Source organism: Novosphingobium sp. JCM 18896 (genome assembly GCF_025938095.1).
Classification (GTDB): domain Bacteria; phylum Pseudomonadota; class Alphaproteobacteria; order Sphingomonadales; family Sphingomonadaceae; genus Novosphingobium.
In genome coordinates this window covers 40,481-61,648 of record NZ_JAPCZF010000005.1, presented here as the reverse complement: position 1 = coordinate 61,648, position 21,168 = coordinate 40,481, and the positions used below count along the sequence as shown (strand labels likewise).

Genomic DNA, 21,168 nt, shown 5'->3' with positions numbered 1-21,168 from the left:
GTTTTACGCGTCCCTGTGCGCAGAAATGAGAAACTCGACGTTGCCTTCGGGTCCGGTGATCGGGCTCTGGGCGATTCCCTGGACGATCCAGCCCCCCGCTTCGAGCCAGTCGCGCACCTCCTGGCACACGCGCTCGTGCAGCGTCGGATCGCGCACGACGCCGCCCTTGCCCACCTCGGCGCGGCCGACCTCGAACTGCGGCTTGATCAGCGCGACGAGCTGGCAGCCCGGCTCCGCCAGGCGCAGCGGCACTTCGAGCACCTTGGCCAGCGAAATGAAGCTGGCGTCGCAGACCACCCAGGTGACCGGCGCGTCGATCTGCGCGCGGGTCAGCACGCGCGCGCTGGTCTGCTCGAGCACGGTGACCCGCGGATCCTGGCGCAGCTTCCAGGCAAGCTGGTTGGTCCCGGAATCGACCGCGAAGACGTGGGCGGCGCCCTTGGTCAGCAGCACGTCGGTGAAGCCGCCGGTCGAACTGCCGACGTCCATCGCGGTGACGCCGGTGGGATCGAGCGCGAAGTGGTCGATCGCATGGGCCAGCTTGATGCCGCCGCGCGAGACCCAGGGGTGATCGCGCCCGCGCACCTCAAGCGGCGCATCGCCGGCCAAGGTCTGGCCCGACTTGGCGATCTTGGTCTCGCCCGAAAACACCAGCCCGGCGAGGACGAGCGCCTGCGCGCGGGCGCGGCTTTCGGCGAGGCCGCGCTCGACCAGCAGCTGATCTACGCGTTGTTTGGCGGCGGGACGAGGTTTCGACGGGGTGTTCACGGCATTCCGGGGGTTGTGGCGCGGGGCGACAGATTCCATACGAAGACGATGATGGCAAATCGCCGCTCGGCGCTCCCTTTCGTTTCGACCGTGATGGCGCTTGCCGCGGTGACCTCGGCCTGCTCGCAGCGGGTCATCCCGCCGCCGACACCGGCGCCCACGCCGCGGCCGAGCGCCACCCCCGTGCCGCCGCCGCAACAACGCCCGACCACCACCGACTGGCGCGACGTGCCGATCACGCCGGGCAACTGGACTTCGGGCACCGAGAGCGGCCAGTCGGTCGCGCGCTTCGCCGGCGGGCAGGTGGTCCTGCGCTGCGATCGCACGGCGGGCACCGTCACGCTCCAGCGCGCGGGCACCGCGACGGGGCCCGAGCCGATGACCGTGACGACGAGCAGCGGCTTCCGCACGCTGTCCGCCGCGCCGCTGCCCGCGGGCGGGATCGGCGTAGCGCTGAGCGCGCGCGATCCGCTGCTCGACATGATGGCCTTCAGCCGCGGCCGCTTCGCGATCGAAGCACCGAATCTCGCCCCGCTCTACGTGCCGTCCTGGCCCGAAGTGAGTCGCGTGATCGAGGACTGCCGCTAGGCTTTCGGCTCCATCAGAATGGTGTTTTTGAGGTGTTCGCGAGGCGCGCTTTCAGCGCCCGACCGGCCCGGGCAAAACCCCGCATTCTAGCTGGGGATATCTGGCCGAAGCCCCAATTCTGACGCCAAATAATTTGATTGCAAGTCTTGTTGTGCGTTGCGGAATCACCCAAGTATTGAGGCAAGGCGGGAATGGGTCGCAAGCCTACCGCCCCAGCCGCGAGAGCGGCGCTTTGGCTCTAACAGCGCGAAAGGAGGTGATCCGATGTCTCATGGTCCAGCAGAGAGGTCGGCAATTTCCGTCGCGAGGCATTATCGCTGATTCTAGATTAAGCGATAAAGGCTTCGTAGGCGGCACTTCCGGCCGCTGACCATGCGAAGGGCCGTATCCGGGACCGGGTGCGGCCCTTCTCATTTGGGGCCAACCGAACGCGCGCCTCGCCGCACGATCGCACGCCCGATCCGGCCCGCACGATAGCCGTTCCATTCCGCTCCCTCTTCCCTCGCCGCCGGATTCCCCCTATCCGGGAATGCAGAAAACGCACTTGTCGTTTATGTCTTTTCAATTGCCGTTGGCGTAATTTTTGTTCAACGCTGCAAGAGAACAATCGAGGGGATTCCGACCCATGGCGACCTCCGCCACCACCGAAGCCGCATTCACCCGCCTGGCTCACCCGGCGCCGACTTCTGCCGAACTGCGCGAGCAGGTCCTGGCAAACCCCGGTTTCGGCACCAATTTCACCGATCACATGGTCACGATCGAATGGACCGAAGGTCGCGGCTGGCACGATGCCACGATCGGTCCGCGCGGCCCGATCGCGCTCGATCCCGCCGCCTCGGTGCTGCATTATGCGCAGGAGATCTTCGAGGGTCTCAAGGCCTACAAGCACGGCGACGGCTCGATCGCGCTGTTCCGCCCCGAGGCCAATGCCCGGCGCTTCAACCAGTCGGCCGAGCGCCTGGCCATGCCCGAACTGCCCGAAGAGCTGTTCGTCGAATCGATCCGCCAGATCGTCGCGGCCGATCGCGACTGGATCCCTTCGGCCGAAGGCGCCTCGCTCTACCTGCGCCCCTTCATGATCGCGACCGAGGCTTTCCTCGGCGTGCGCCCGGCCAAGCAGTACAAATTTATCGTCATCGCCAGCCCGGCGGGCAACTACTTCAAGTCGGGCGCGCCGGCCGTGTCGATCTGGGTCTCCGACTACACGCGTGCGGCCCCCGGCGGCACCGGCGCGGCCAAGTGCGGCGGCAACTATGCCGCCAGCCTCGTTCCGCAGGCCGAGGCGATCGAGCGCGGCCACGACCAGGTCGTCTTCCTCGACGCTGCCGAGCACAAGTGGATCGAGGAACTCGGCGGCATGAACCTCTATTTCGTCTTCGCCGACGGCACCCTGGTGACCCCGGCGCTGACGGGCACGATCCTGCCCGGCATCACCCGCGATTCGATCCTGGCGCTCGCCCGCGACGAAGGCCTGACCGTGCGCGAGGACCGCTACAGCCTCGAGCAGTGGCAGGCCGATGCCCAGTCGGGCAAGCTGGTCGAGACCTTCGCCTGCGGCACCGCCGCGGTGGTCACCCCGGTCGGCAAGGTTTCGGGCCGCGAGGTCGAGTTCACCATCGGCTCGGGCGGCCCCGGCCAGCTCACGCAGAAGCTCAAGAGCCGTCTCGTCTCGATCCAGCGCGGCGAAGCGCCGGATCCGCACGGCTGGGTGATGAAGATCTGAGCAAACCATCCTCCCCGGCACGGGGAGGTGGCGGCGCGAAGCGCTGACGGAGGGGGCTCACCGCCAAGCGCGGCCTATGCCGAGAGCCCCCTCCACCACCCTACGGGTGGTCCCCCTCCCCTTGCAGGGGAGGAATTTTCCTACATCGTCTGGTCGTGACACAAGCGGGTCATGACCGCTCGCCTCCCGCTCGTTCGTCATCGCTCGTCCGGCAGACAAAGTGACAGATCCTCCTCAAAAGCCCTGTCACTTTCGTCACCTTTGTCACCTTACCGCCGGTCAGTATTCGCCCTCGCCCACGGTGTTGAACTGCGGGTGCACCGCCTTCCAGCGGTACATCCAGTCCATCCCCTCCTTGGCGCGCTTCATGTCGTCTTCGCGCGGGGCGAGTGCCGCGGTCGCCGCCGCGGCGACCGCGGGCAGGACCGAAGTGTCCCAGCCCTGCTCCTCGACGTCCTTGGCCAGGCGATCCGCGCCCGCGCGGCGCAGCAGGGTCGGCAGGCGATCGCGCAGCGCAGAGACCACCCAGGGGATCATCGGGCCGTTGGTGTCGGGATCGTAGCCCCACAGCGTGTTGTGGTTCGTTTCGTTGTGGATGTAGTGGTAATGCAGCACCACGCCGAACACGTCGAAGCGCAGATATTCGTCGCTGTGCGTTGCGTCGAACACGTGGATCGACGGGCCACGCACCATCCGCTCCGGGCTGTCGCCCAGCGCCCGCGCCTCGACCGCGATCGAGACCGGCCCGGCATCGAACCAGGTCGCGTGCTCCTCGAGCATCGGGATCAGCGCGAACTTGTGGTACTGGCCGCGGATCGTATCGACCTGGCGATTGCTCAGCGGCGCGGTCGGCGGCGGCGGGTTGTCCATCGTGGCACCCATGACCCATTCTCCCATGTGAAACTTTGTTCGCTGCATTCATTGCAACTTTCTTTGGGGGGCGTGTCAATTCTCCTTGCTTGATCGAACGTCCAGCAGACCCAATCTTCGCGTCTTTCCCCCTTCAGGAGCTTGCCCATGGCCGAGGATTACACGCCGCCCGAAATCTGGACCTGGGACAAGGACGCGCCCACGCCCTTCCGCGGCAACCGGCCGATCGCCGGTGCCACCCGCGACTCCGTGCTGCCGCGCGGCGATCATCCGTTCCAGCTCTATTCGATGGGCACGCCTAACGGGCAGAAGGTGACGATCCTCTTCGAGGAACTGCTCGCCGCCGGCCATGCCGGCGCCGAATACGACGCCTGGATGGTCGAGATCATGAAGAACGACCAGTTCGGTTCGGGCTTCGTCTCGGTCAATCCGAACTCGAAGATCCCGGCCCTGCTCGACGTCTCGGGCGAAACGCCGGTCCGCGTCTTCGAGTCGGGCGCGATCATGCTGCATCTGGCCGAGAAGTTCGGCGCCTTCGTGCCCACGAACGGCGCAGCCCGCGCCGAAGCCCTGTCGTGGCTGTTCTGGCAGATGTCGACCGCGCCCGTGCTCGGCGGCGGCTTCGGGCACTTCTATGCCTATGCGCCCGAGAAGATCGAATATGCGATCAACCGCTATGCGATGGAGGCCAAGCGCATCTTCGACGTCGCCGACCGGCGCCTGGCCGAAGCGCGCTATTTCGCCGGTGACGACTACACGATCGCCGACATGGCGATCTATGGCTGGCTAGGCTACTTCCACCGCGGCGAAGCCTACAACGGCGGCTCGAAGTTCCTCTCATTCGACGAATACAAGAACATCGACCGTTGGGCGCGCGAACTCGGCGAGCGCCCCGGCGTGAAGCGCGGCATCGTCGTCAACCGCAGCGGCGACGGCTTCGCCAAGGAACGTCACAGCGCTGCGGACATCGACGCGGTGCTCGGCCAAGCGGTCTAAGTCGAATGGAGCGTCCGGCCTGCCCCCAGCAGGCCGGACGCTCGCGACGTTACTTGCCGAAGCTGTAGCGCAGCCGCATGCCATACATCCGCGGCTGGCCGATCAGCAGCGTCTCGATACCCGCCGAATAGTAGGTACCGCCGACGTAGACCGGATACTTCTCCTTGGTCACGTTGGTCGCGAACAGCGACAGGTCGATCGGCGTGCCGGCGATCCCCTCCCAGCTGGCGTTGAGGTTGACCAGGTTGGTCGAGGGCAACCGGCCGAGCGGCGAGTCCGCCGAGGCGATCTGCGTTCCCGTATAGGTATAGGTCGCGCCGAAGGTGATCTTGCCCACGCTCTCGTCGAGCGGCAGCGTGTAGCTGCCCGTCACGGTCAGCTTGTGCCGCGGCGACAGCGCCAGGTCGCCACCGACCTGCGAGGTCGGCGTCGGCGGCTGGAACAGCGGGAAGTTCGGAGGGCTGTACGACTTCAACTGGGTATCGAGATAGGTGTAGCCGCCCGAGAAGCGCAGCCCCTCGACCGGGCTGATCAGCGCCTCGACCTCGACACCCTGGATCTTCGACTTGCCGGCATTGACGATCGCGGCCGAAGGCGATGCCGTCGTGCCCGGCAGCGGCACCAGGTTCGCCTGGAGCTGCTGGTCGCTGAAGTCGTTGTAGAATGCCGAGATATTGAAGTAGCCGTTGACCGAACCGTGGAAGCTGGCCTTGGCGCCGACTTCGAAGGAATCGACCTTTTCCGGCCCCCAGACGATCGGCAGGGTGTTCGACGGATTGACCCCGCCCTGGCGATAGCCGCGCGCGTACTTGCCATAGATCAGCAGGTCGTCGGTGGGCTTGTAGTCGAGCCCGATCAGCCAGGTCGGCCGCTTCGATTCCTGGCGCAAGGTGGTCAGGCAGCCCTCGGGCTGCGGCGAGACCGCGCCGGTCGAGCCGCAGATCGGCACCGAGACGTTGGGCGCCGGGAAGATGAAGGTGCGGACCGAGCCCGTGCCCTCGGCTTTGTCGATCGTGTAGCGGATGCCGCCGGTCAGCGAGAGCTGATCGGTGAACTTGTAGCTGGCCTGGCCGTAGAAGCCGATGTTCTCGAAATTGTAGCGCGTCAGCGTGTTCTGGACGAAGCCGCCGGGCGCGCCGGTCAGCGGATTGCGCAGCACGTCGGTGCACTGCAGGGTCGGCACGTCGGTGCAGCTCGCGAAGATCGAGGTGCGCGTGCCCTGCCAGCGCGAGATCGGGCCGCTCTTCTCGTAATAGGCGCCGACCTGGTAGGTGAACTTGCCGTCGCTGCTATTGCCCTGAAGCTGCAGTTCCTCGGTGAAGGTGTACTGCGAGACCGTGTCGTAGTTGGGATCGCTGTAGACGTTGACGTAGCCGAACGGCAGCCCGCCCGCGGTCGGGAAGCGGATGTTGTCGCCGAACAGGTTGGCGCTCTGGCTCTGACGCAGCTCGACGTAGCTGGCGATGTTCTTGACCGTCAGCGTGTCGCTGGCCTTGAGCGTGGTGGTATTGACCACCTGCCAGGTCTCGGCGTCGAGGTGCGCGTCGGGGTTGCTGTTCTCGACGTCGTAATAGCCGTAGCCAGCGAAGCGCGCCGACTGCTGCGCGCAGACCAGCGGCCCGATCAGCGCGCCGGCGCCCGTGATCGGCGCACCCGTCGGCCCGACGCCGGGCGCGCAGGGCACGCCGCCGATCGTCTGGGTGTTGGTCAGCGCCAGGCGCGGGACGTTACCGTTGGTGTCGGACTTGGCATAGGTGAAGATCAGGTAGTTCTCGAGATCGGGCGTCAGGTCGCCGACCACGCTGCCGCGGAAGTAGAGATAGTCGACGTCGTTGAAATCATCGGGACCGATGCCCGAGCGATTCTTGAGATAGCCGTCGCGCTTCATCCGGTCGACGCCGAGGCGGACGCGGAAGGTGTCCGACAGCGGGATGTTGAGCACGGCCTGGCCACGCTTCATGTCGTAGTTGCCGATCGAGCCTTCGACGAAGCCTTCGAGACGGTCGGTCGGCTTCTGCGGCACGAGCAGCACGGCGCCGCCGGTGGTATTGCGACCGAACAGCGTACCCTGCGGCCCCTTGAGCACCTGGACGTTCTGCAGGTCCATGAACGAGCCCGAGGGCACGTTGTTGGCGCCGGCCAGCGACGGCTGCCCGCGCGCGGCGACGACGTCGGCGAAGTAGACCGCGACCGAAGGCGCCGTCTGCGCTTCCTGGACGAAGCCGCGGATCGCGAAGGAGGCGGTCTCGTTGCCGAAGCGCGAATTGGCGCTCAGCGACGGTGTATAAGTCGCGAGGTCGTTGGCCGAGACGACGTTGCGTTCGTTGAGCTGCTGCTGGTTGTAGACGGTGATCGAGATCGGCACGTCCTGAAGGCGTTCCTCGGTGCGGCGGGCCGTGACGATGATGTCGCCCGCATCGCCGCTGGCATCCTGCGCCATGGCCGGGCTCAACGCGCCCAGGGCGGTACTCGCCGACAAGGCGAATAGAATCGATGCTCTCATACCACTCTCTCCCAATGGTCTTGTATCGCGATCCGCCAGCGCCGAGCGCCGTGTCGGAAACAACGTTCTCAAACCTGTCGCAGTTCACCGGGCTCCGCAACCACTTCACATCTGGGCGATCACCCGCTAAGCGCCCCCTTCCTGCTGGGGCGTCGCCAAGTGGTAAGGCACCGGTTTTTGGTACCGGCATTCGCAGGTTCGAATCCTGCCGCCCCAGCCAGCCAGATTCTCAAGAATCGGCCCCGCGCAGGAAGTTACGGCAAATCTCTCAGATTCTGACTTAGACTGGGTTGGACTCAGTTAGACTGGGTTAGACGGCTATTCTGCCAGGATTTCTGCCATGATTTTATCGCGCCGGAACCGCTGGAATCGGCCATGGCAAGACAGTTTCAATGCACTCCGGGTCAAATCGATCTGCTAGGATTTGGCACCCACCGAGATCCCCTCGTGCCCGGGCTGGCAATCGAAGTATTGGGCAGCGGCAAAAAGCGCTGGCGATATCGTCGGCAGATACCCCGAACGAGAATCATCGCGACTCTCTTCGGCGGGCTCTACCCGGCTGTCACGATCGCCGCGGCCCGTGAATGGGCAGACGGACTCAATCAGCAGGTCGAAGCGGGCATTGATCCCCGGGAAGTCACCCGGAACGAGCGAAGGCGCGCCGAAATGACGGTGGCCAAGGCGCACGGGCTTTACATGGTAGCGGTTCGGGAAGGGCGTTCGTCCCGCGCGAAGCGCCCCAACAAGCCACGCACCATCAAAGAGAAGCTCGAAATCTACGACCGCGATATCGCGCCCAAGCTCGCGAAGGCGAACATCTATGAGGTCACGGAAAGAGACCTCATCCGCCTGGTCGAAGCCAAAGGCAGGAAAGCCAAGATCCGGGCGAATCGCCTGGCCGCCGAGCTCAAGGTATTCTTTGGCTGGGCGGCGTCCCTGCGCGGCCTGGAAGTCGGCCTCGAGACCGACCCGTCCCTGCGCCTCGGCGACCTTCGCTTTCCCGAGACGGCTCGTTCGCGAAAGCTGGATCTCGAGGAAATCCGCTGGTTCCTGCTAGCTGTCGTGGAGGAGGAACGCGACTTCCAGCGGGGCATGCTCCTGTGGCTCCTCACCGCGGCGCGAATATCAGAGGTAGTTCAGGCCCGAAGCGCAGAGCTCGCCGGCGAGGTCTGGACCATTCCCGAAAACCGCGCCAAAAACTCTTGCGCCCACAGTATTGCGCTCGGCCCCTGGGGGCGATCACTGATGCTCACCAATCACGAATGGGTCTTTCCCGCCCCTCGTGCCGATGGACCCCGCAACAATTCAGTCTGGTACAAGGCCCGCGACCGGGTGCGGGCCCGCATGGAAGAACTTGCTGGCCACGCAATCGAGCGCTTCACACCGCACGACTTTCGCCGCACCGCGCGATCGAACACCAAGCGCCTGAAGGTCGATTTCGAGACGGCGGAAGCCATGCTCAACCACGTAAAGAAGGGGATGGAGCGGACCTACGATCGCTACGAGATGGAAGAGGAGAAGCGCGCTTGGTTCATCACCTGGGAGCGCGAAGTCGCCAAGATAGCCGTCGAAGCAGGCGTTGCCGAGACCCTCGGCGTCCCGGACTACGATGCCGAGACGCGCGCAAAATCCTACGCGATCAATTTCAGCCTACCAAAGCGCGCGGGAGCTCATCCAGCGTTCGACGTCCGCCCGCTTGAAGCGCGGGCAGTGCCGGTACTTGCTGTCACCCGAGCCGAGATCGTATTCGCGAGGGAACCCGGGCGGCCTTCTCTTTCGGAGCCGGTCGATCTGCCGCCGGGATAGTTGCGCCAGATAGGCAAACTCCTCGACCGTCACGTAGTCCGAGGGTCTGAAAGGCAACGAGGCGGCCACGGATCGAGATCGATCAGGTTGGCCGGTCGGCCAAGTCGCGACACCAGCGGCCAAAGGCCTTGTCGCCATCGAGGAAGGCGGCGACGATCGCGGGCAATAGATCCGCGACCGTCTCCTCGCTTCCATAGGCGGCGCGGTAGAATTCAGCGTAGCGGCCGAGGGTGGCCGCAAGTTCAGGACTCAGGCTGACATTCAGCCGAACCGGCGTGCGATCGGGTAGCTTGGCGAGGCGGATTTGGCTCATCGCAAGACCCCCCGCTGGGCCCACGGCGCAAGAATGAGATCTTTGTGAATAACCACGCGCAGCGGCCAGCCTGGCCGAACCTTTAGTGTAGGCTGGATGTCCAGACTGCGCCCGACGATCTGATCCCCGGCCCTTGCTCCGTTCTGCTGGGCGGATTGGCGCAGCGCGCGCACGAGATCGCTGCGCTCGTCGCCGAAGCTGATTTCCGTGCCCACGCCCAGCAGCGTCGAGAGGGCCACCCCCTTGAGCAATTGCCAAGTGTGTCGGTCGATGCTGTCCGAGAGGCCTGCGTAACCACTGGTATCGGTCGCGGGCATGTTGTCGATGCGGATCGAGGATCCGTCTGGCATCACAATCCGATTCCAGGTGACGAGAGCCCGGCTCTGCCCGAAGGCCACGACGCTGTCGTGTCGACCGATCAGGCGCGCCCCTTGTGGGATCAGCAAGATCTTACCCGTAGCGCTGTCGTAGGCATTCTCGCTGATCTGCGCCGTGACGAGACCCGGCAGGTCAGAGTTGAGACCAGTGATCAAACTTGCGGCGATGGTGCTGCCGGCGCTCAAGGTGTAGGGCGATGGTGCGCCCACGAGCCGGCCGGGATTTACGTCTGATGCCGCGTCGGCCTGTCGCAGGAAACTCGCCTTGCGACGCTGTCCATTTGGATCTGCCGTCCGATCGATATCCAGGCTGCGATCATCGCTGGCGGCCTCTTCATCGGGCATCGCCGCACGCAACGAGGCTGCACCTCCCACCTGCCCCGCAGAGCCAGCACTCGCGATCTGCATCATGACGCCGGACTCGCGAGCGGCCTTCCGGTCAGCTTCGAGCCGTTGGCGTTCGGCCTCGACGGCTTGCGCCGACCGGTCGATGGCCGGCTCGGTCGCCATGACAGCGCGTTGATGCGCCAAGATCGGGCGACCGAGATCACCGGGAAGTGGCGCACCGAGCTTCGGTACGTCGCCGTATGATTTGGGCGCATTGGCCAACTGCTCGGGAGGTGCTGCTCCGTCGATCTTGTCGCTCGCTTCGGCCACCATGCGGAAGGACGTTGGCCGCAGGCCCAGCCAGGCCACGCCTACGATGGCTACCGATCCCAAAGCGGCCGCGGCGATGACCGCACTGCGGCGGAACCGGACGGCTTTCCGCGGCGTGGCTCGCAGGACCAGGGTTTCAGGATCGATCTTCGGCCGAGGAGCGGGGTCTGCTTCTGCCTGATCATTCATGGCCGGTCTCCCGACGGCGGGAGGCCTGCGACGTGATGCGCACCACACTTTGCCGCTTGCCGCCGAGCCGAAGCTCCGCAGCCCCGAACAGCCGGTCGACCACGTAGTATCTGCCGCTCATCCGGTAATTGACCAGTTCGGCCTGGCCGTCCTGGCCCAGCACGAAAAGCGGCGGCGCTTCGCCGACAGCAATCCCCGCGGGAAACTCGATGAAGGTCTGCCGTCCGTCGTCGAAGGCGCGCGTCGGGCGCCACGCCGGCTTGTCGCCAGAGATCTTGTAGTCGAAACGAAGGCGATCGACCGCAAGCCCGCCAGCGACCGGCACGGCGGCCGCATCCGCATCTCGCTGGCGCTGGAGCGCCAGCATCTCGTCATTCGGATAGGTCCAGGAGAGCGCCGCCATGGCCGTTCGGCCCGTGCTCTCGAGCTGGAGCCGGTAGACGCGCCTATCGGTCGCAATGACCAGGTTCGTGGCCAGTCCTGACGCGTACGGCTTCACCAGGATATGCACGCGCTTGCCCGAACCCGAGCCGCTCGTCGTGTCGCCGACGGTCCAGCGCGCCGTGTCGCCGGCGGCTACCGAGGTAATCGCTTCGCCCGGCTGCAGCGCGATGTCAGTGACGCGCTCGGGCGCGGCGAAGAGCCGGTAGAGCGCCCCTTCCGAATAGGGATAGACCTGGACGGCCTGGACGAAGCCCGCACGTGCCGGCTCGCGCAGCGCCGAGCGGTTGGCGTTGGCAACACGGCTCGCCGGCCCTGCACCCCGTGCCTCGGCAGTCCCGGACAACATCATGGCAGCAAGGCCGGCGACGACGATAGTCTGTCTGATCATGGGTTCGTCCCTTCGGTGAGAGTGGCGGCCGCCGGCACCGCAAGGCCCGGATCGAGCGGAGAGCCCAGCGGCAGATTGGTCGGTGCCGGCGCGCGCTGAATTGGCCGCGCCGGCTGGGCGGCCTCGCCAGAGCCATCGAGCTCGCGGCTCCAATCGACCGCCTCGACGTAGAGCCCGAGCGGGTTCTTGCGCAGGGTTTCGGCCGAGCGCGGCGGCCGCACCGCGATCGTCAGGATCGCGGTCCAGCGCGACGAACTGGCGAGGCTGCCACGCTCGAAAGCGCTTTCGCGCCATTGAACCTGGAACGACTTGTCCGAGGCGCGCACGACGCTCGTCACCTGGACCGAGACGGTCATGTCGCCAACATTGGCGAAAGGATCGTTCGACCGGGCATATTCGCTGAGGAACACCCCGCCCTTTCGGCTGACGAAGTCGTAGGCCTGGAGCCAGTTCGCGCGCATCAGCACCGGATCGAGCGAGCGTGACCTGATGTTGGTGACGAACCGCGACAGGAACCAGGCGATCTGAGCGTCGCTGGGCTCGTAAGCCGCGGTTGCGGGCGCTACGGCCCTCGCCTCGCCAAGCTTGTCGACTTCGACGACATAGGGCGTGACCCGGCTCTGAAGAGACTGCCAGATCAGGGCCGCCGAGAGGCCGGCCGAGATGGCAAGACCGCCCAGCGCCATCAGCCGCCAGTTGCTCGCCTGGGCTCTCGCCGAGCCGATCCTCTCGTCCCAGACCTGCCCCGCCCGCTGATAGGGCGTCTCGGGCTCGGGAGTGCGCCCATAGCGCTGCACTGCACGTCTGAATGGCATGGCTAGTCGTCCCTTTCTTTGATGTCGGGGGTGGCGGAAGCGCCGCCGCGGTCGCCGCCCTGGATCGTGTGGAGCGCCAGCTGACGGCGATTGCGCGCGCTCTGCTCGGACTGGAGCTTCTGGGCCCAAGCCGGCATGGAACCTTGTGATTCACTCGGGGCAGTTGGCGCCGAGCCCCCTTTGGTCGTCCCGGCATTCCAGGCGGCCTGCTTGCCGCGCTCGGCCGCTTCGCCGAGACCCATCGCAGAGGAAGCCTTCTGGGCCGCCGCGCCGCGAGCTGCGGTCGCCACGCCACTCATGCCCGCCGACACCGAGGACGACCCGCTGGTTTCCTGGCCGAGCTTGTAAGCCGTAGATGCGGACGACCCCATCGATGTACCGGCTCGAATCGCGCCCATGCTGGCGCCGGCAAGTCCGCGCGCCGCGCTGGCCGCGCCCGCGCCGCCCATAACGAGCCCGCCGGCTGCGACGGCGCTGGTCGCGGCCGCTGATCCGGCGCCAAGCTGCGGCGCGCCCGCGACCAGTCCCGAAGCGACGGCAGGCCCGAAGATGCCGAGACCTAATAGCGCGAGGCTCGCCAGCATCAGCGACAGCGCCTGGTCGATGTCGGGCTCCTGGCCCTGGAGTGCGTCGACGAACTGACCGAAATAGTTCGAGCCGATGCCGACGATGACGGCGAGCACCATCACCTTGATGCCCGAAGAAACCACAGCGCCGAGAACACGTTCGGCCAGAAAGCTCGTCCGGTTCCACAGGGCGAAGGGCACGAGCACGAAGCCAGCGAGGCTGGTTAGCTTGAACTCGAGGATCGTCACGAACATCTGCACGGCGAGCACGAAGAAGGCGACGATGACGATGATCCAGGCGATCACGAGCACCGCGATCTGGACGAAGTTCTCGAAGAAGGCGATCGGCCCGACGAGCTCGCTCGCCTGCTCGAGCAGCGGCGCCGCGGCTTCGAAACCGACGCCAGCCAGGTGCCCGGGCTTCAGCAGCTCGTCGGCGGTGATCGTGCCGCCGCCGGCCGTGAGACCGAGGCCAGCAAACGACCGGAAGATGATGTCGGCGAGATCGTTGAAGCGGTTGAGGATGAACGCGAACGCGCCAACATAAAGTATTTTCTTCAGGAACTTGGCGATGACATCGTCCTCGCCACCTAAAGCCCAGAAGAGCCCGGCGAGCGTGATGTCGATGCCGATCAGGGTCGTCGTCAGGAAGCCGACGTCGCTTCCGAGCAGGCCGAAGCCCGAGTCGATGTAACGGACGAAGGCGTCGAGGAACTGATCGATGACGTTGAGATCGTTCACGGCACGGTCCTGATCGAAGAAGACAAAGCGCCGCGTGAACCCGAAACCCATGACGCAGGAGAAGTTCGAAGTCCTCGCGGCGAGGTGCGCCGGCAAAACCCGCAATGCCGGCGCGGCGGGAGCTCAGTTGCGAGGGCTGTAGGCCTTGCCGTCGCCCAGGAAGCGCGCGGTCGCATCGCGGGCTTGCCGCTCGATCTGGCCGCGGCGGGCCTGCTCGAGCGCCTCGGCCCGGAACTGCGAAGCCATCAAGTTCTGGATCTGGAACTGCTGCTTGGTCGTGAGTGCGAGCAGTTGGTTCGTCGCTTGGCTGACGGCGAGCGAACCTTCGGCGCCCTGGCTGCGCGACACGATCGCCGCGAGAGTGCGTGCATCGCCTTCAACGTTTTCAGCAATCTGGCTCTGGATGCTCATCGTCTGCCGGAAGCTGCCCATGGCCGCCTCGAGCTGCGCGCGCGCCGAAGTCAGCCGCTGACTACGCGTGCCGAGCGCGGTGAAGTCCTGCGGGAACAGGCTCTCGAACTGGCGGTCGAGCGAGCCGACCTTGAAGTCGATACCCTGGGCTTGGCCCATCAGCCGGTCAATCTCCTGGAGCTTGGCCTGCAGCTCCTGGAGCTGCGGGAAGTCGACCCGAGCCAGGTTCTTGCCCTGGTTGATCAGCATCTGTGCTTCGTTCTGCAGCGACTGGATCTGATTGTTAATCGAAGTCAGCGTGCGCGCCGCCGTCAGGATGTTCTGCGCATAGTTGCTGGCATCGAACACGGGGATCGCGAGAGCCGGCGTTGCCGGAAGCCCCACGCAGGTGAGGGCAGTGGCGCCGCCGCTGACGAGTGCGGCCGAACCGAGAGCGGACAGGATCTTGGTCTTCATCACAGCGTACTCCTTCTGCTTGAGGATCAGGCGATTGGCCTGGAGAAATGGGAGAGGACCTCGCCTGCCCATTCGAGCCCGGCATCGGCGAGGAAGGCGGCAAGGAAGCCGCCGCGATCGGGCCCCGCGAGCAGCCCATCGATGCGCTTCTGTGTGGCGGGATCAGAAGCGCCGCAGATCGCAAGAGCCAGCGGGCCGAGGCCCAGCTCGAACAGGCGATTTCCGCCGGCGGACTGCAGGTAATAGTGGCGTTTGGGTGTCGCCCGGCTGATCAGTTCAATCTGCCGCTCGCTGAGGCCGAAGCGCGCATAGGCTTCGAGGCTCTGCGGCTCGATCGCCCGATCGTTGGGCAGCAGGATCCGCTGCGGGCATGACTCGATGATGGCCGGCGCGATCGTCGAGCCAGATATATCGGCAAGGCTCTGCGTCGCGAAGACGACCGCGACGTTCTTTTTCCTCAGGACCTTCAGCCATTCGCGGATGCGCGCGGCGAAGAGCGGATGGTCGAGAAAGACCCAGGCCTCGTCGAGGACGATGAGGGTCGGCCGACCGGTGAAGCGCTCCTCAAGGCGGTGGAACAGATAGGTCAGCACCGGCGCGACCACGCCGGCATGACCGAGCAGCGCTTCGGTCTCGAAGCACTGGACGTCGGCCACCTCGAGCTGGTCCTCGGCGGCGTCGAGCAGACGGCCGAAGGGGCCTTCGAGCGTGTAGGGTGCGAGAGCCGATCGCAGCGGCAGGGACTGGAGCAGCAGAGACAGGCCGGTCAGCGTACGTTCTTCAGGCGGCGCGCTTGCGAGATTCGTCAGCGCCGACCAGACGGTCTCCTTGATGTCGGGCGTGACAAGCACACGCTCGTGCTCGAGCAGTGCCCCGATCCACTCGGCCGCCCAGGCGCGTTGTTTTGCGTCATCGATCCGGCGAAGCGGCTGAAAGGCCAGCGCGCCAATGCCATCACCGGTGCCAGCGTCAGCCTCGCCGCCAAGCCCGAGCGCATGATGCGCGCCGTCCATCGCGAGCACCGTCGCGCGCGCCGAAAAGCCCTTGTCAAAGACGTAGATCTGCGCGCCTTCGTAGCGCCGGAACTGGAGCGCCAGCAGGGCCAGCAGCACCGACTTGCCCGCGCCCGTCGGACCGACGATCAACATGTGGCCGACGTCGCCGACATGGGTTGAGAGCCGAAACGGCGTCGAGCCCGAACTCGTCGCGTGAAGCAGCGGCGGTCCGGCGAGGTGCGCGTTCCTGTCGGGTCCGGCCCAGACACTCGACAGCGGCATCAGGTGCGCGAGGTTCAGCGTGTGGACGAGCGGCTGACGGACATTGGCATAGGTCTGGCCGGGCAGGCTCGAGAGCCAGGCCTCGACCGCGTTGACGCTCTCGCGGATACAGGTGAAGCCGAGGCCGTTGACGATGCGCTCGACGCTGCGGACCTTTTCCTCGACCCGGGCACGATCCTCGTCGGCCACCGTGATCGTCGCGGTCAGGTGCCCGAAGGAAACGTGATCGCCACCCAGAGCCTGGAGCGCGAGATCGGCATCGACCGTCTTGTTGTCGGCGTCGCTGTCGAGAAGCTGGACGGGCTGGTTGTACATGACCTCGCGCAAGAGCGCGGTCAGGGACTTGCGTTTGTTGAACCACTGGCGGCGCAGCTTGGTCAGCGCCTTGGTTGCCTCGGTCTTGTCGAGCGCGATGAAGCGCGTGACCCAGCGATAGGCGAAACGCTGGTGGTTGAGCGCATCGAGGATGCCCGGCCGGCTGACATTGGGGAAACCGAGGATCGACAGGGTACGCACATGGCTTTCGCCAAGCATCGGCTCGAGGCCGCCGGCGAGCGGCGTGTCGGCGAGCAGCGCGTCGAGATAGATCGGCGTCTCGGGCACCGCGACCGCGTGGGGCCGCGTCGATACCGTGCCGTGAAGATAGGTCAGCGTCTCGCCGTCATCGAGCGGCGCGATCTCGGGCATGAAGCTCGACAGGAGATCGAAGGCACGATTGGTTTCGGCGACGAAGGCGGCCAGGGCCTGGCGCCAGTCCCTCCCCTCGCCCGAGGCCTCGCGCTCGATCATCAGGCGACCGGCGCTCTCAGCCTGGTCGACGGCGGGCAGGAAGGTCAGCGTCAGGTAGTAGCGGCTCTCGTAGTGCTGCCCCGCCGCCTCGAAGGCGCCGCGCCGCTCCTCGTCGATGAGCCAGGATGCGGGGTCCGGAAAGCGACTGTCGGGATAGCTCTGCGCTTCGCGGCGCTCGGCTTCGATGTGGAGCGCCCAGCCGGTGCCGAAGCGCTTCAAGACGTTGTTCACCCGCGCACAGGCCGAGATCAGCTCCGACTGGCTGGCGCTTTCGAGATCGGGACCGCGGAAGCGCGCGGTGCGCTGGAAAGAGCCGTCCTTGTTGAGCACGACGCCCGGCGCGACGAGTGCGGCCCAGGGCAGGTGATCAGCGAGCCGGTCGGCCCGCGGGCGATATTCGCGAAGGTTCAACACGAGAGATATCCCTTCTGGCGAAGGTGGCGCAGCGCGACGGGCGCGAAGTCGGGATCGCGCTTGGCGGCAAAGACGGCGGCCGTGTGGCCGAGCGCCCAGACGACGAGCCCGGCGAGCCACTGCTGGAGGCCGAGACCGAGCGCGGCGGCGAGCGTGCCATTGACGATCGCGATCGCGCGCGGCGCCCCGCCGAGCAGGATCGGCTCGACGAGCGCGCGGTGGATCGGCGCCTCGAAGCCTTCTGAGGGTTGGTCGGGCGAGGCGATCATACGACCAGCGCTCCGCCGCCGAAGCTGAAGAACGAGAGGAAGAAACTCGATGCGGCAAAGGCGATCGACAGGCCGAATACGATCTGAATCAGGCGGCGGAAACCGCCGGCGGTCTCGCCGAAGGCGAGCGTCAGTCCGGTCACGATGATGATCATGACCGCGACGATTTTGGCGACAGGCCCCTGGACGGATTCCAGGACCTGCTCGAGCGGCTGCTCCCAGGGCATGCCCGAGCCCGCGGCGAACGCAGGTCCGGCAAACGCGAGGGCGCTGGCGGCAGTCATCAGACGAGCGCCGACGCGCATGACGAACTTGGCAGACATATTCAGTCTCCTTTGCTGAGCGGGAAGGTTTCTGGCGTGAGATCGATCAGCGCGTAGTTCCCGTCCGGACCAAGCCCGGTGACGCGCGCGATCGCCTCGACGCGGCGGGCAAGGCCGCGGCCGTTGATGAAGACGATCGTGTCGATGGCCTCGGCGATCAGCCGGCGCGGCACCGTGACCACCGCTTCCTGGATCAACTGCTCGAGGCGGTGGAGCGCGGCGCTGGCGGAATTGGCGTGGACGGTGGCGATCCCGCCGGGGTGCCCCGTGTTCCAGGCCTTGAGCATGTCGAGCGCTTCGCGCCCGCGCACTTCGCCGACGACGATCCGGTCGGGTCTCAGCCGCAAGGTCGAGCGCACGAGGTCCGCCATCGTGACGCTGTCCGAGCGTGTGCGGAGGGCGACGACGTCGCGTGCGGCGCACTGCAACTCGCGCGTGTCCTCGATGAGGATCACGCGGTCCTCGAGATGCGCCATCTCGGCGAGAAGCGCATTGGCGAGCGTCGTCTTGCCCGATGACGTGCCGCCGACCACGAGGATGTTCCGCCGATCGACCACCGCCTGCGCCAGGACTCTGGCCGTTTCGGGCAGCATGATGCCGTCGTTGACGTAGTCGATCAGCGTGTAGATCCGCGCCGCGGGCTTTCGGATCGAGAAGCAGGGGGCGATGCTGACGGGCGGAAGGACGCCTTCGAAACGCTCCCCCGCGCCCTCGCCGTGCGGCGGCAGTTCCGCCGAGACGATCGGCGCGGCCAAATGTACCTCGGTACGGGCATGCGAGGCGACCAGGCGTACGATGCGCTCGACCTGCGCCGGCTCGTAGCGGACGCCGGTTTCGCAGCGGCCTTCGCCCAGCCGATCGAGCCACAGGACGCCGTCGGGATTGACCATGATCTCGATCACGAGGGGATCGCCGAGCGCGGCCGCGATCGTGGGACCCATCGCGCTGCGCAGCATGCCGCGCATGCGGGCATCGGAGACATCGAGCGTCATGCTCCGGTCTCCTCGCTCGAGCCCTCGCGCGCGCCATTTACGGCGTCATCATTCGAGGCGCTGAACGCAGTGCCCTTGGCTATGTTGACGCCAAGCCGATCGATGAATTCCTGGTACCGCTTGGCGCCCTTTGCCTTCGCCGCCGCATCCATCTCTTGGAGCGAGGCCGTCACCGTCAGTTCGTGTTGGACGAAGAGCATCAGCGCCTCGAGCGTGTAGACGGCGAGCTCGAGGCCTTGATGGACCTGCTGACTGACGCGGTCTTGCTTGCGCGAAATGCGGTCGAGCCGGTGCTGCAGCATCGTATCGACGCTCTTGAGGGCTCGTGTTTTCAGCCATTCGCGCAGTCCGTCGTTCACGAGCTGCGACTTGTTGCCCTTGCGGCCCGCGAGCGCGTCGAGCGCATCGGCCACGTCGCGTTCAAAATAGATGTTCTGGCGAAAGCGCATGGTTTCACATCCCCGGAAAGAGGTCGGGCTGCTGATCGCGGCCCTGGTTCATGGCGTGGGCGCGGACGATCGCACTGGTGACGCGATCGATCGCGCGCTTGTCGGAGACAGGATCGCCATCGTCGCGATCGGGTTCGGCGATCTCCTCGGCCGGCGCGACCTCGGGCTTGGCTGATGCAATCTGCTCGCCGGGCACCTGCTGTTGGTCGTGACCACCGTCGTCGGACGCCTGATCGCCGGCCCCCGCTTCGACATCGTCACCCGGCCCAGGAACTAGAGACCGGCCATCCCAGTCGTCGGGACGTACGGCCGGACGATCGCCATAAATGCCCGTGCCGAGGCGCGGCGGATCGACAACGCGGCCCGCAAAATTGGGATCTTCATAGTAGCGCAGCTTGGTCGCCCGGATCGGCGACATGCCGGCAACGAGAACGAGCTCGTCTTGGGCCGGCAGCTGCATGACCTCGCCCTGTGTCAGGAGCGGGCGCGCGGTCTCCTGGCGGCTGACCATGACATGGGCGAGCCAGGGGGCGAGGCGATGCCCGGCATAATTGCGCATGGCGCGCTGCTCGGTCGCGACGCCGAGCGCATCGGAGATCCGGCGAGCGGTGCGCTCGTCGTTGGTCGCGAAGGCGACGCGCACGTGGCAATTGTCGAGGATCGAGTTGTGCTCGCCGTAGGCTTTCTCGATCTGATTGAGGCTCTGGGCGATGAGGAAAGCGCGAACCCCGTATCCGGCCATGAAGGCGAGGCTCGTCTCGAAGAAATCCAGGCGGCCGAGCGCGGGAAACTCATCGAGCATCATGAGGAGCTTGTGTCGGCGCGCCCCGCCCTCGTCCTCGAGGGACTCGGTCAGGCGCCGGCCGATCTGGTTCAGCACCAGGCGCACGAGGGGCTTCGTCCGGCTGATGTCCGATGGCGGAATGACGAGGTAGAGCGAGACCGGATGCGCGGCATCGACGAGATCGGCGATCCGCCAGTCGCTTCGCGAGGTGACCTCGGCGACCGTCGGGTCACGGTAGAGGCCGAGGAACGACATGGCGGTCGAGAGCACACCCGAACGCTCGTTCTCGCTCTTGTTGAGCAATTCGCGCGCGGCCGAAGCGACTACCGGATGGACGCGGCCCACCCCCAGGTGCTCGGCGGTCATCATCCGCTTGAGCGTCGTGGCGAAGGTTCGCTCGGGATCGGACAGGAAGGTCGCGACCCGCGCGAGTGTCTTCTCCTCTTCGGCGTAGAGCACGTGGAGAATTGCGCCCACGAGCAGCGAATGGCTGGTTTTCTCCCAGTGGTTACGACGCTCGAGCGCGCCTTCGGGATCGACCAGCATGTCGGCGACGTTCTGCACGTCGCGAACCTCGTGCTCACCGCGGCGCACTTCGAGAAGCGGGTTGTAGTGCGCCGAGCGCTTGTCGGTCGGGTTGAACAGAAGCGCGTGACCGAAGCGCGAGCGCCAGCCGGCGGTCAGCTTCCAGTTCTCCCCCTTGATGTCGTGGACCACGGCCGAGCCGGTCCAGGAGAGCAGGGTCGGGACCACGAGCCCGACGCCCTTGCCCGACCTCGTGGGCGCGAAGGCGAGCACGTGCTCGGGCCCGTCGTGCCGCAGATAGCGCCGGCCGCATCGTCCGAGGAAAAAGCCGCGATCGCCGAAGAGACCCGCCCGCACCATGTCGCCTCGCGTCGCCCAGCGGGCCGAGCCATAGGTCGTGACATGCCGAGACTGCCGCGCCCGCCAGAGCGAGCCTGCAATCGCCGATGCGCATCCCAGGAAGCCGCTGGCGCCGGCCAGTGCGCCAGCCTTGTCGAAGACCTCGGGCGCGTAGGCTTCGTAGAAGTACCACCAGATGAAGAGGCTCCACGGGCGGTAGACCGGATGGCCTGCAAAGAGGAACCAGGCCGGGCCCAGCTGATCCTGATAGCCGAGCATCGCCGCAGACCACTGGGTCGCAGCCCAGACGCCGAGAAGCACGATCGCGAAGACCAGAAGGATCTGACCGATGAGGAGCTTGGTCGGCGACATGGCGGGCCTTGGGGCAAAGGGTGG

19 protein-coding genes and 1 tRNA gene are annotated in these 21,168 nt (G+C 66.0%); 5 read left to right on the top strand and 15 right to left on the bottom strand.

Features of this window, described 5'->3' with window-relative positions; translation table 11 throughout:
- Nucleotides 1-3 precede the first annotated feature (3 nt).
- Complete coding sequence (locus OLX23_RS17565) at nt 4-768, bottom strand: TlyA family RNA methyltransferase (protein WP_264446336.1); 765 nt, start codon at nt 766-768, stop codon at nt 4-6.
- A gap of 48 nt (nt 769-816) precedes the next feature.
- Between OLX23_RS17565 and OLX23_RS17560 the strand changes: the two genes are divergently transcribed.
- Complete coding sequence (locus OLX23_RS17560) at nt 817-1,356, top strand: hypothetical protein (protein WP_264446335.1); 540 nt, start codon at nt 817-819, stop codon at nt 1,354-1,356.
- A 625-nt stretch (nt 1,357-1,981) separates the two neighbouring features.
- A complete protein-coding gene (locus OLX23_RS17555) occupies nt 1,982-3,079 on the top strand; it encodes a branched-chain amino acid aminotransferase (RefSeq protein ID WP_264446334.1) in 1,098 nt (365 codons plus the stop codon).
- A gap of 279 nt (nt 3,080-3,358) precedes the next feature.
- Here OLX23_RS17555 and OLX23_RS17550 read toward each other — a convergent pair whose 3' ends face one another.
- A complete protein-coding gene (locus OLX23_RS17550; protein ID WP_264446333.1) occupies nt 3,359-3,961 on the bottom strand; it encodes a hypothetical protein in 603 nt (200 codons plus the stop codon).
- A gap of 135 nt (nt 3,962-4,096) precedes the next feature.
- Between OLX23_RS17550 and yghU the strand changes: the two genes are divergently transcribed.
- The gene (yghU, locus tag OLX23_RS17545; RefSeq protein ID WP_264446332.1) at nt 4,097-4,945 is read left to right on the top strand and encodes a glutathione-dependent disulfide-bond oxidoreductase; all 849 of its coding nucleotides are present in this window, start codon (nt 4,097-4,099) and stop codon (nt 4,943-4,945) included.
- A gap of 49 nt (nt 4,946-4,994) precedes the next feature.
- Here yghU and OLX23_RS17540 read toward each other — a convergent pair whose 3' ends face one another.
- Complete coding sequence (locus OLX23_RS17540; protein WP_264446331.1) at nt 4,995-7,448, bottom strand: TonB-dependent receptor; 2,454 nt, start codon at nt 7,446-7,448, stop codon at nt 4,995-4,997.
- A 145-nt stretch (nt 7,449-7,593) separates the two neighbouring features.
- On the opposite strand from OLX23_RS17540, the gene OLX23_RS17535 reads away from it, so the two are divergent.
- Nucleotides 7,594-7,668, top strand: a tRNA-Gln gene (locus OLX23_RS17535).
- A gap of 227 nt (nt 7,669-7,895) precedes the next feature.
- Complete coding sequence (locus tag OLX23_RS17530) at nt 7,896-9,254, top strand: tyrosine-type recombinase/integrase (protein WP_264446330.1); 1,359 nt, start codon at nt 7,896-7,898, stop codon at nt 9,252-9,254.
- Between the two features lie 82 nt (nt 9,255-9,336).
- Here the strand turns inward: OLX23_RS17530 and OLX23_RS17525 are convergent, their stop codons facing one another.
- From OLX23_RS17525 to OLX23_RS17470, 12 genes are all read right to left on the bottom strand, one after another.
- Nucleotides 9,337-9,567, bottom strand: a complete 231-nt coding sequence (locus OLX23_RS17525; RefSeq protein WP_264446329.1) for a DUF2274 domain-containing protein — start codon at nt 9,565-9,567, stop codon at nt 9,337-9,339.
- Complete coding sequence (locus OLX23_RS17520) at nt 9,564-10,790, bottom strand: TrbI/VirB10 family protein (protein ID WP_264446328.1); 1,227 nt, start codon at nt 10,788-10,790, stop codon at nt 9,564-9,566. The genes OLX23_RS17525 and OLX23_RS17520 overlap by 4 nt, the downstream gene beginning before the upstream one ends.
- Nucleotides 10,783-11,622: a P-type conjugative transfer protein TrbG gene (trbG, locus tag OLX23_RS17515; RefSeq protein WP_264446327.1), complete on the bottom strand. Its 840-nt coding sequence runs from the start codon at nt 11,620-11,622 to the stop codon at nt 10,783-10,785. The genes OLX23_RS17520 and trbG overlap by 8 nt, the downstream gene beginning before the upstream one ends.
- Entirely contained in the window at nt 11,619-12,437 is an 819-nt protein-coding gene (trbF, locus tag OLX23_RS17510) for a conjugal transfer protein TrbF (protein ID WP_264446326.1), read from the bottom strand. Before trbF ends, trbG begins: the two co-directional genes overlap by 4 nt.
- 2 nt (nt 12,438-12,439) lie before the next feature.
- Entirely contained in the window at nt 12,440-13,744 is a 1,305-nt protein-coding gene (gene trbL, locus OLX23_RS17505; protein ID WP_264446325.1) for a P-type conjugative transfer protein TrbL, read from the bottom strand.
- Nucleotides 13,745-13,867: 123 nt separating this feature from the next.
- Nucleotides 13,868-14,611, bottom strand: coding sequence for a P-type conjugative transfer protein TrbJ (trbJ, locus tag OLX23_RS17500; protein ID WP_264446324.1), 744 nt, complete (start codon nt 14,609-14,611; stop codon nt 13,868-13,870).
- Between the two features lie 26 nt (nt 14,612-14,637).
- On the bottom strand, nt 14,638-17,091 hold the full coding sequence (trbE, locus tag OLX23_RS17495) for a conjugal transfer protein TrbE (RefSeq protein WP_264446323.1): 2,454 nt from the start codon (nt 17,089-17,091) through the stop codon (nt 14,638-14,640).
- A complete protein-coding gene (locus OLX23_RS17490) occupies nt 17,085-17,360 on the bottom strand; it encodes a VirB3 family type IV secretion system protein (protein ID WP_264446322.1) in 276 nt (91 codons plus the stop codon). Before OLX23_RS17490 ends, trbE begins: the two co-directional genes overlap by 7 nt.
- A complete protein-coding gene (locus OLX23_RS17485) occupies nt 17,357-17,683 on the bottom strand; it encodes a TrbC/VirB2 family protein (RefSeq protein WP_264446321.1) in 327 nt (108 codons plus the stop codon). Before OLX23_RS17485 ends, OLX23_RS17490 begins: the two co-directional genes overlap by 4 nt.
- A gap of 2 nt (nt 17,684-17,685) precedes the next feature.
- Complete coding sequence (trbB, locus tag OLX23_RS17480) at nt 17,686-18,675, bottom strand: P-type conjugative transfer ATPase TrbB (protein WP_264446320.1); 990 nt, start codon at nt 18,673-18,675, stop codon at nt 17,686-17,688.
- The gene (locus OLX23_RS17475) at nt 18,672-19,088 is read right to left on the bottom strand and encodes a CopG family transcriptional regulator (protein ID WP_264446319.1); all 417 of its coding nucleotides are present in this window, start codon (nt 19,086-19,088) and stop codon (nt 18,672-18,674) included. Before OLX23_RS17475 ends, trbB begins: the two co-directional genes overlap by 4 nt.
- Nucleotides 19,089-19,128: 40 nt before the next feature.
- Nucleotides 19,129-21,144: a conjugal transfer protein TraG gene (locus OLX23_RS17470; protein ID WP_264446318.1), complete on the bottom strand. Its 2,016-nt coding sequence runs from the start codon at nt 21,142-21,144 to the stop codon at nt 19,129-19,131.
- Nucleotides 21,145-21,168 lie beyond the last annotated feature (24 nt).

What these genes read in the sequence shown, in the direction of transcription:
- OLX23_RS17555 (WP_264446334.1), top strand. Translation starts at nt 1,982, where the DNA reads ATGGCGACCTCCGCCACCACCGAAGCCGCATTCACCCGCCTGGCTCAC.
- OLX23_RS17560 (WP_264446335.1), top strand. Translation starts at nt 817, where the DNA reads ATGATGGCAAATCGCCGCTCGGCGCTCCCTTTCGTTTCGACCGTGATG.
- OLX23_RS17485 (WP_264446321.1), bottom strand. Translation starts at nt 17,683, where the DNA reads ATGTCTGCCAAGTTCGTCATGCGCGTCGGCGCTCGTCTGATGACTGCC.
- yghU (WP_264446332.1), top strand. Translation starts at nt 4,097, where the DNA reads ATGGCCGAGGATTACACGCCGCCCGAAATCTGGACCTGGGACAAGGAC.
- OLX23_RS17520 (WP_264446328.1), bottom strand. Translation starts at nt 10,790, where the DNA reads ATGAATGATCAGGCAGAAGCAGACCCCGCTCCTCGGCCGAAGATCGAT.
- trbG (WP_264446327.1), bottom strand. Translation starts at nt 11,622, where the DNA reads ATGATCAGACAGACTATCGTCGTCGCCGGCCTTGCTGCCATGATGTTG.
- trbJ (WP_264446324.1), bottom strand. Translation starts at nt 14,611, where the DNA reads ATGAAGACCAAGATCCTGTCCGCTCTCGGTTCGGCCGCACTCGTCAGC.
- OLX23_RS17540 (WP_264446331.1), bottom strand. Translation starts at nt 7,448, where the DNA reads ATGAGAGCATCGATTCTATTCGCCTTGTCGGCGAGTACCGCCCTGGGC.
- trbB (WP_264446320.1), bottom strand. Translation starts at nt 18,675, where the DNA reads ATGACGCTCGATGTCTCCGATGCCCGCATGCGCGGCATGCTGCGCAGC.
- OLX23_RS17490 (WP_264446322.1), bottom strand. Translation starts at nt 17,360, where the DNA reads ATGATCGCCTCGCCCGACCAACCCTCAGAAGGCTTCGAGGCGCCGATC.
- OLX23_RS17550 (WP_264446333.1), bottom strand. Translation starts at nt 3,961, where the DNA reads ATGGGTGCCACGATGGACAACCCGCCGCCGCCGACCGCGCCGCTGAGC.
- trbF (WP_264446326.1), bottom strand. Translation starts at nt 12,437, where the DNA reads ATGCCATTCAGACGTGCAGTGCAGCGCTATGGGCGCACTCCCGAGCCC.
- OLX23_RS17525 (WP_264446329.1), bottom strand. Translation starts at nt 9,567, where the DNA reads ATGAGCCAAATCCGCCTCGCCAAGCTACCCGATCGCACGCCGGTTCGG.
- OLX23_RS17470 (WP_264446318.1), bottom strand. Translation starts at nt 21,144, where the DNA reads ATGTCGCCGACCAAGCTCCTCATCGGTCAGATCCTTCTGGTCTTCGCG.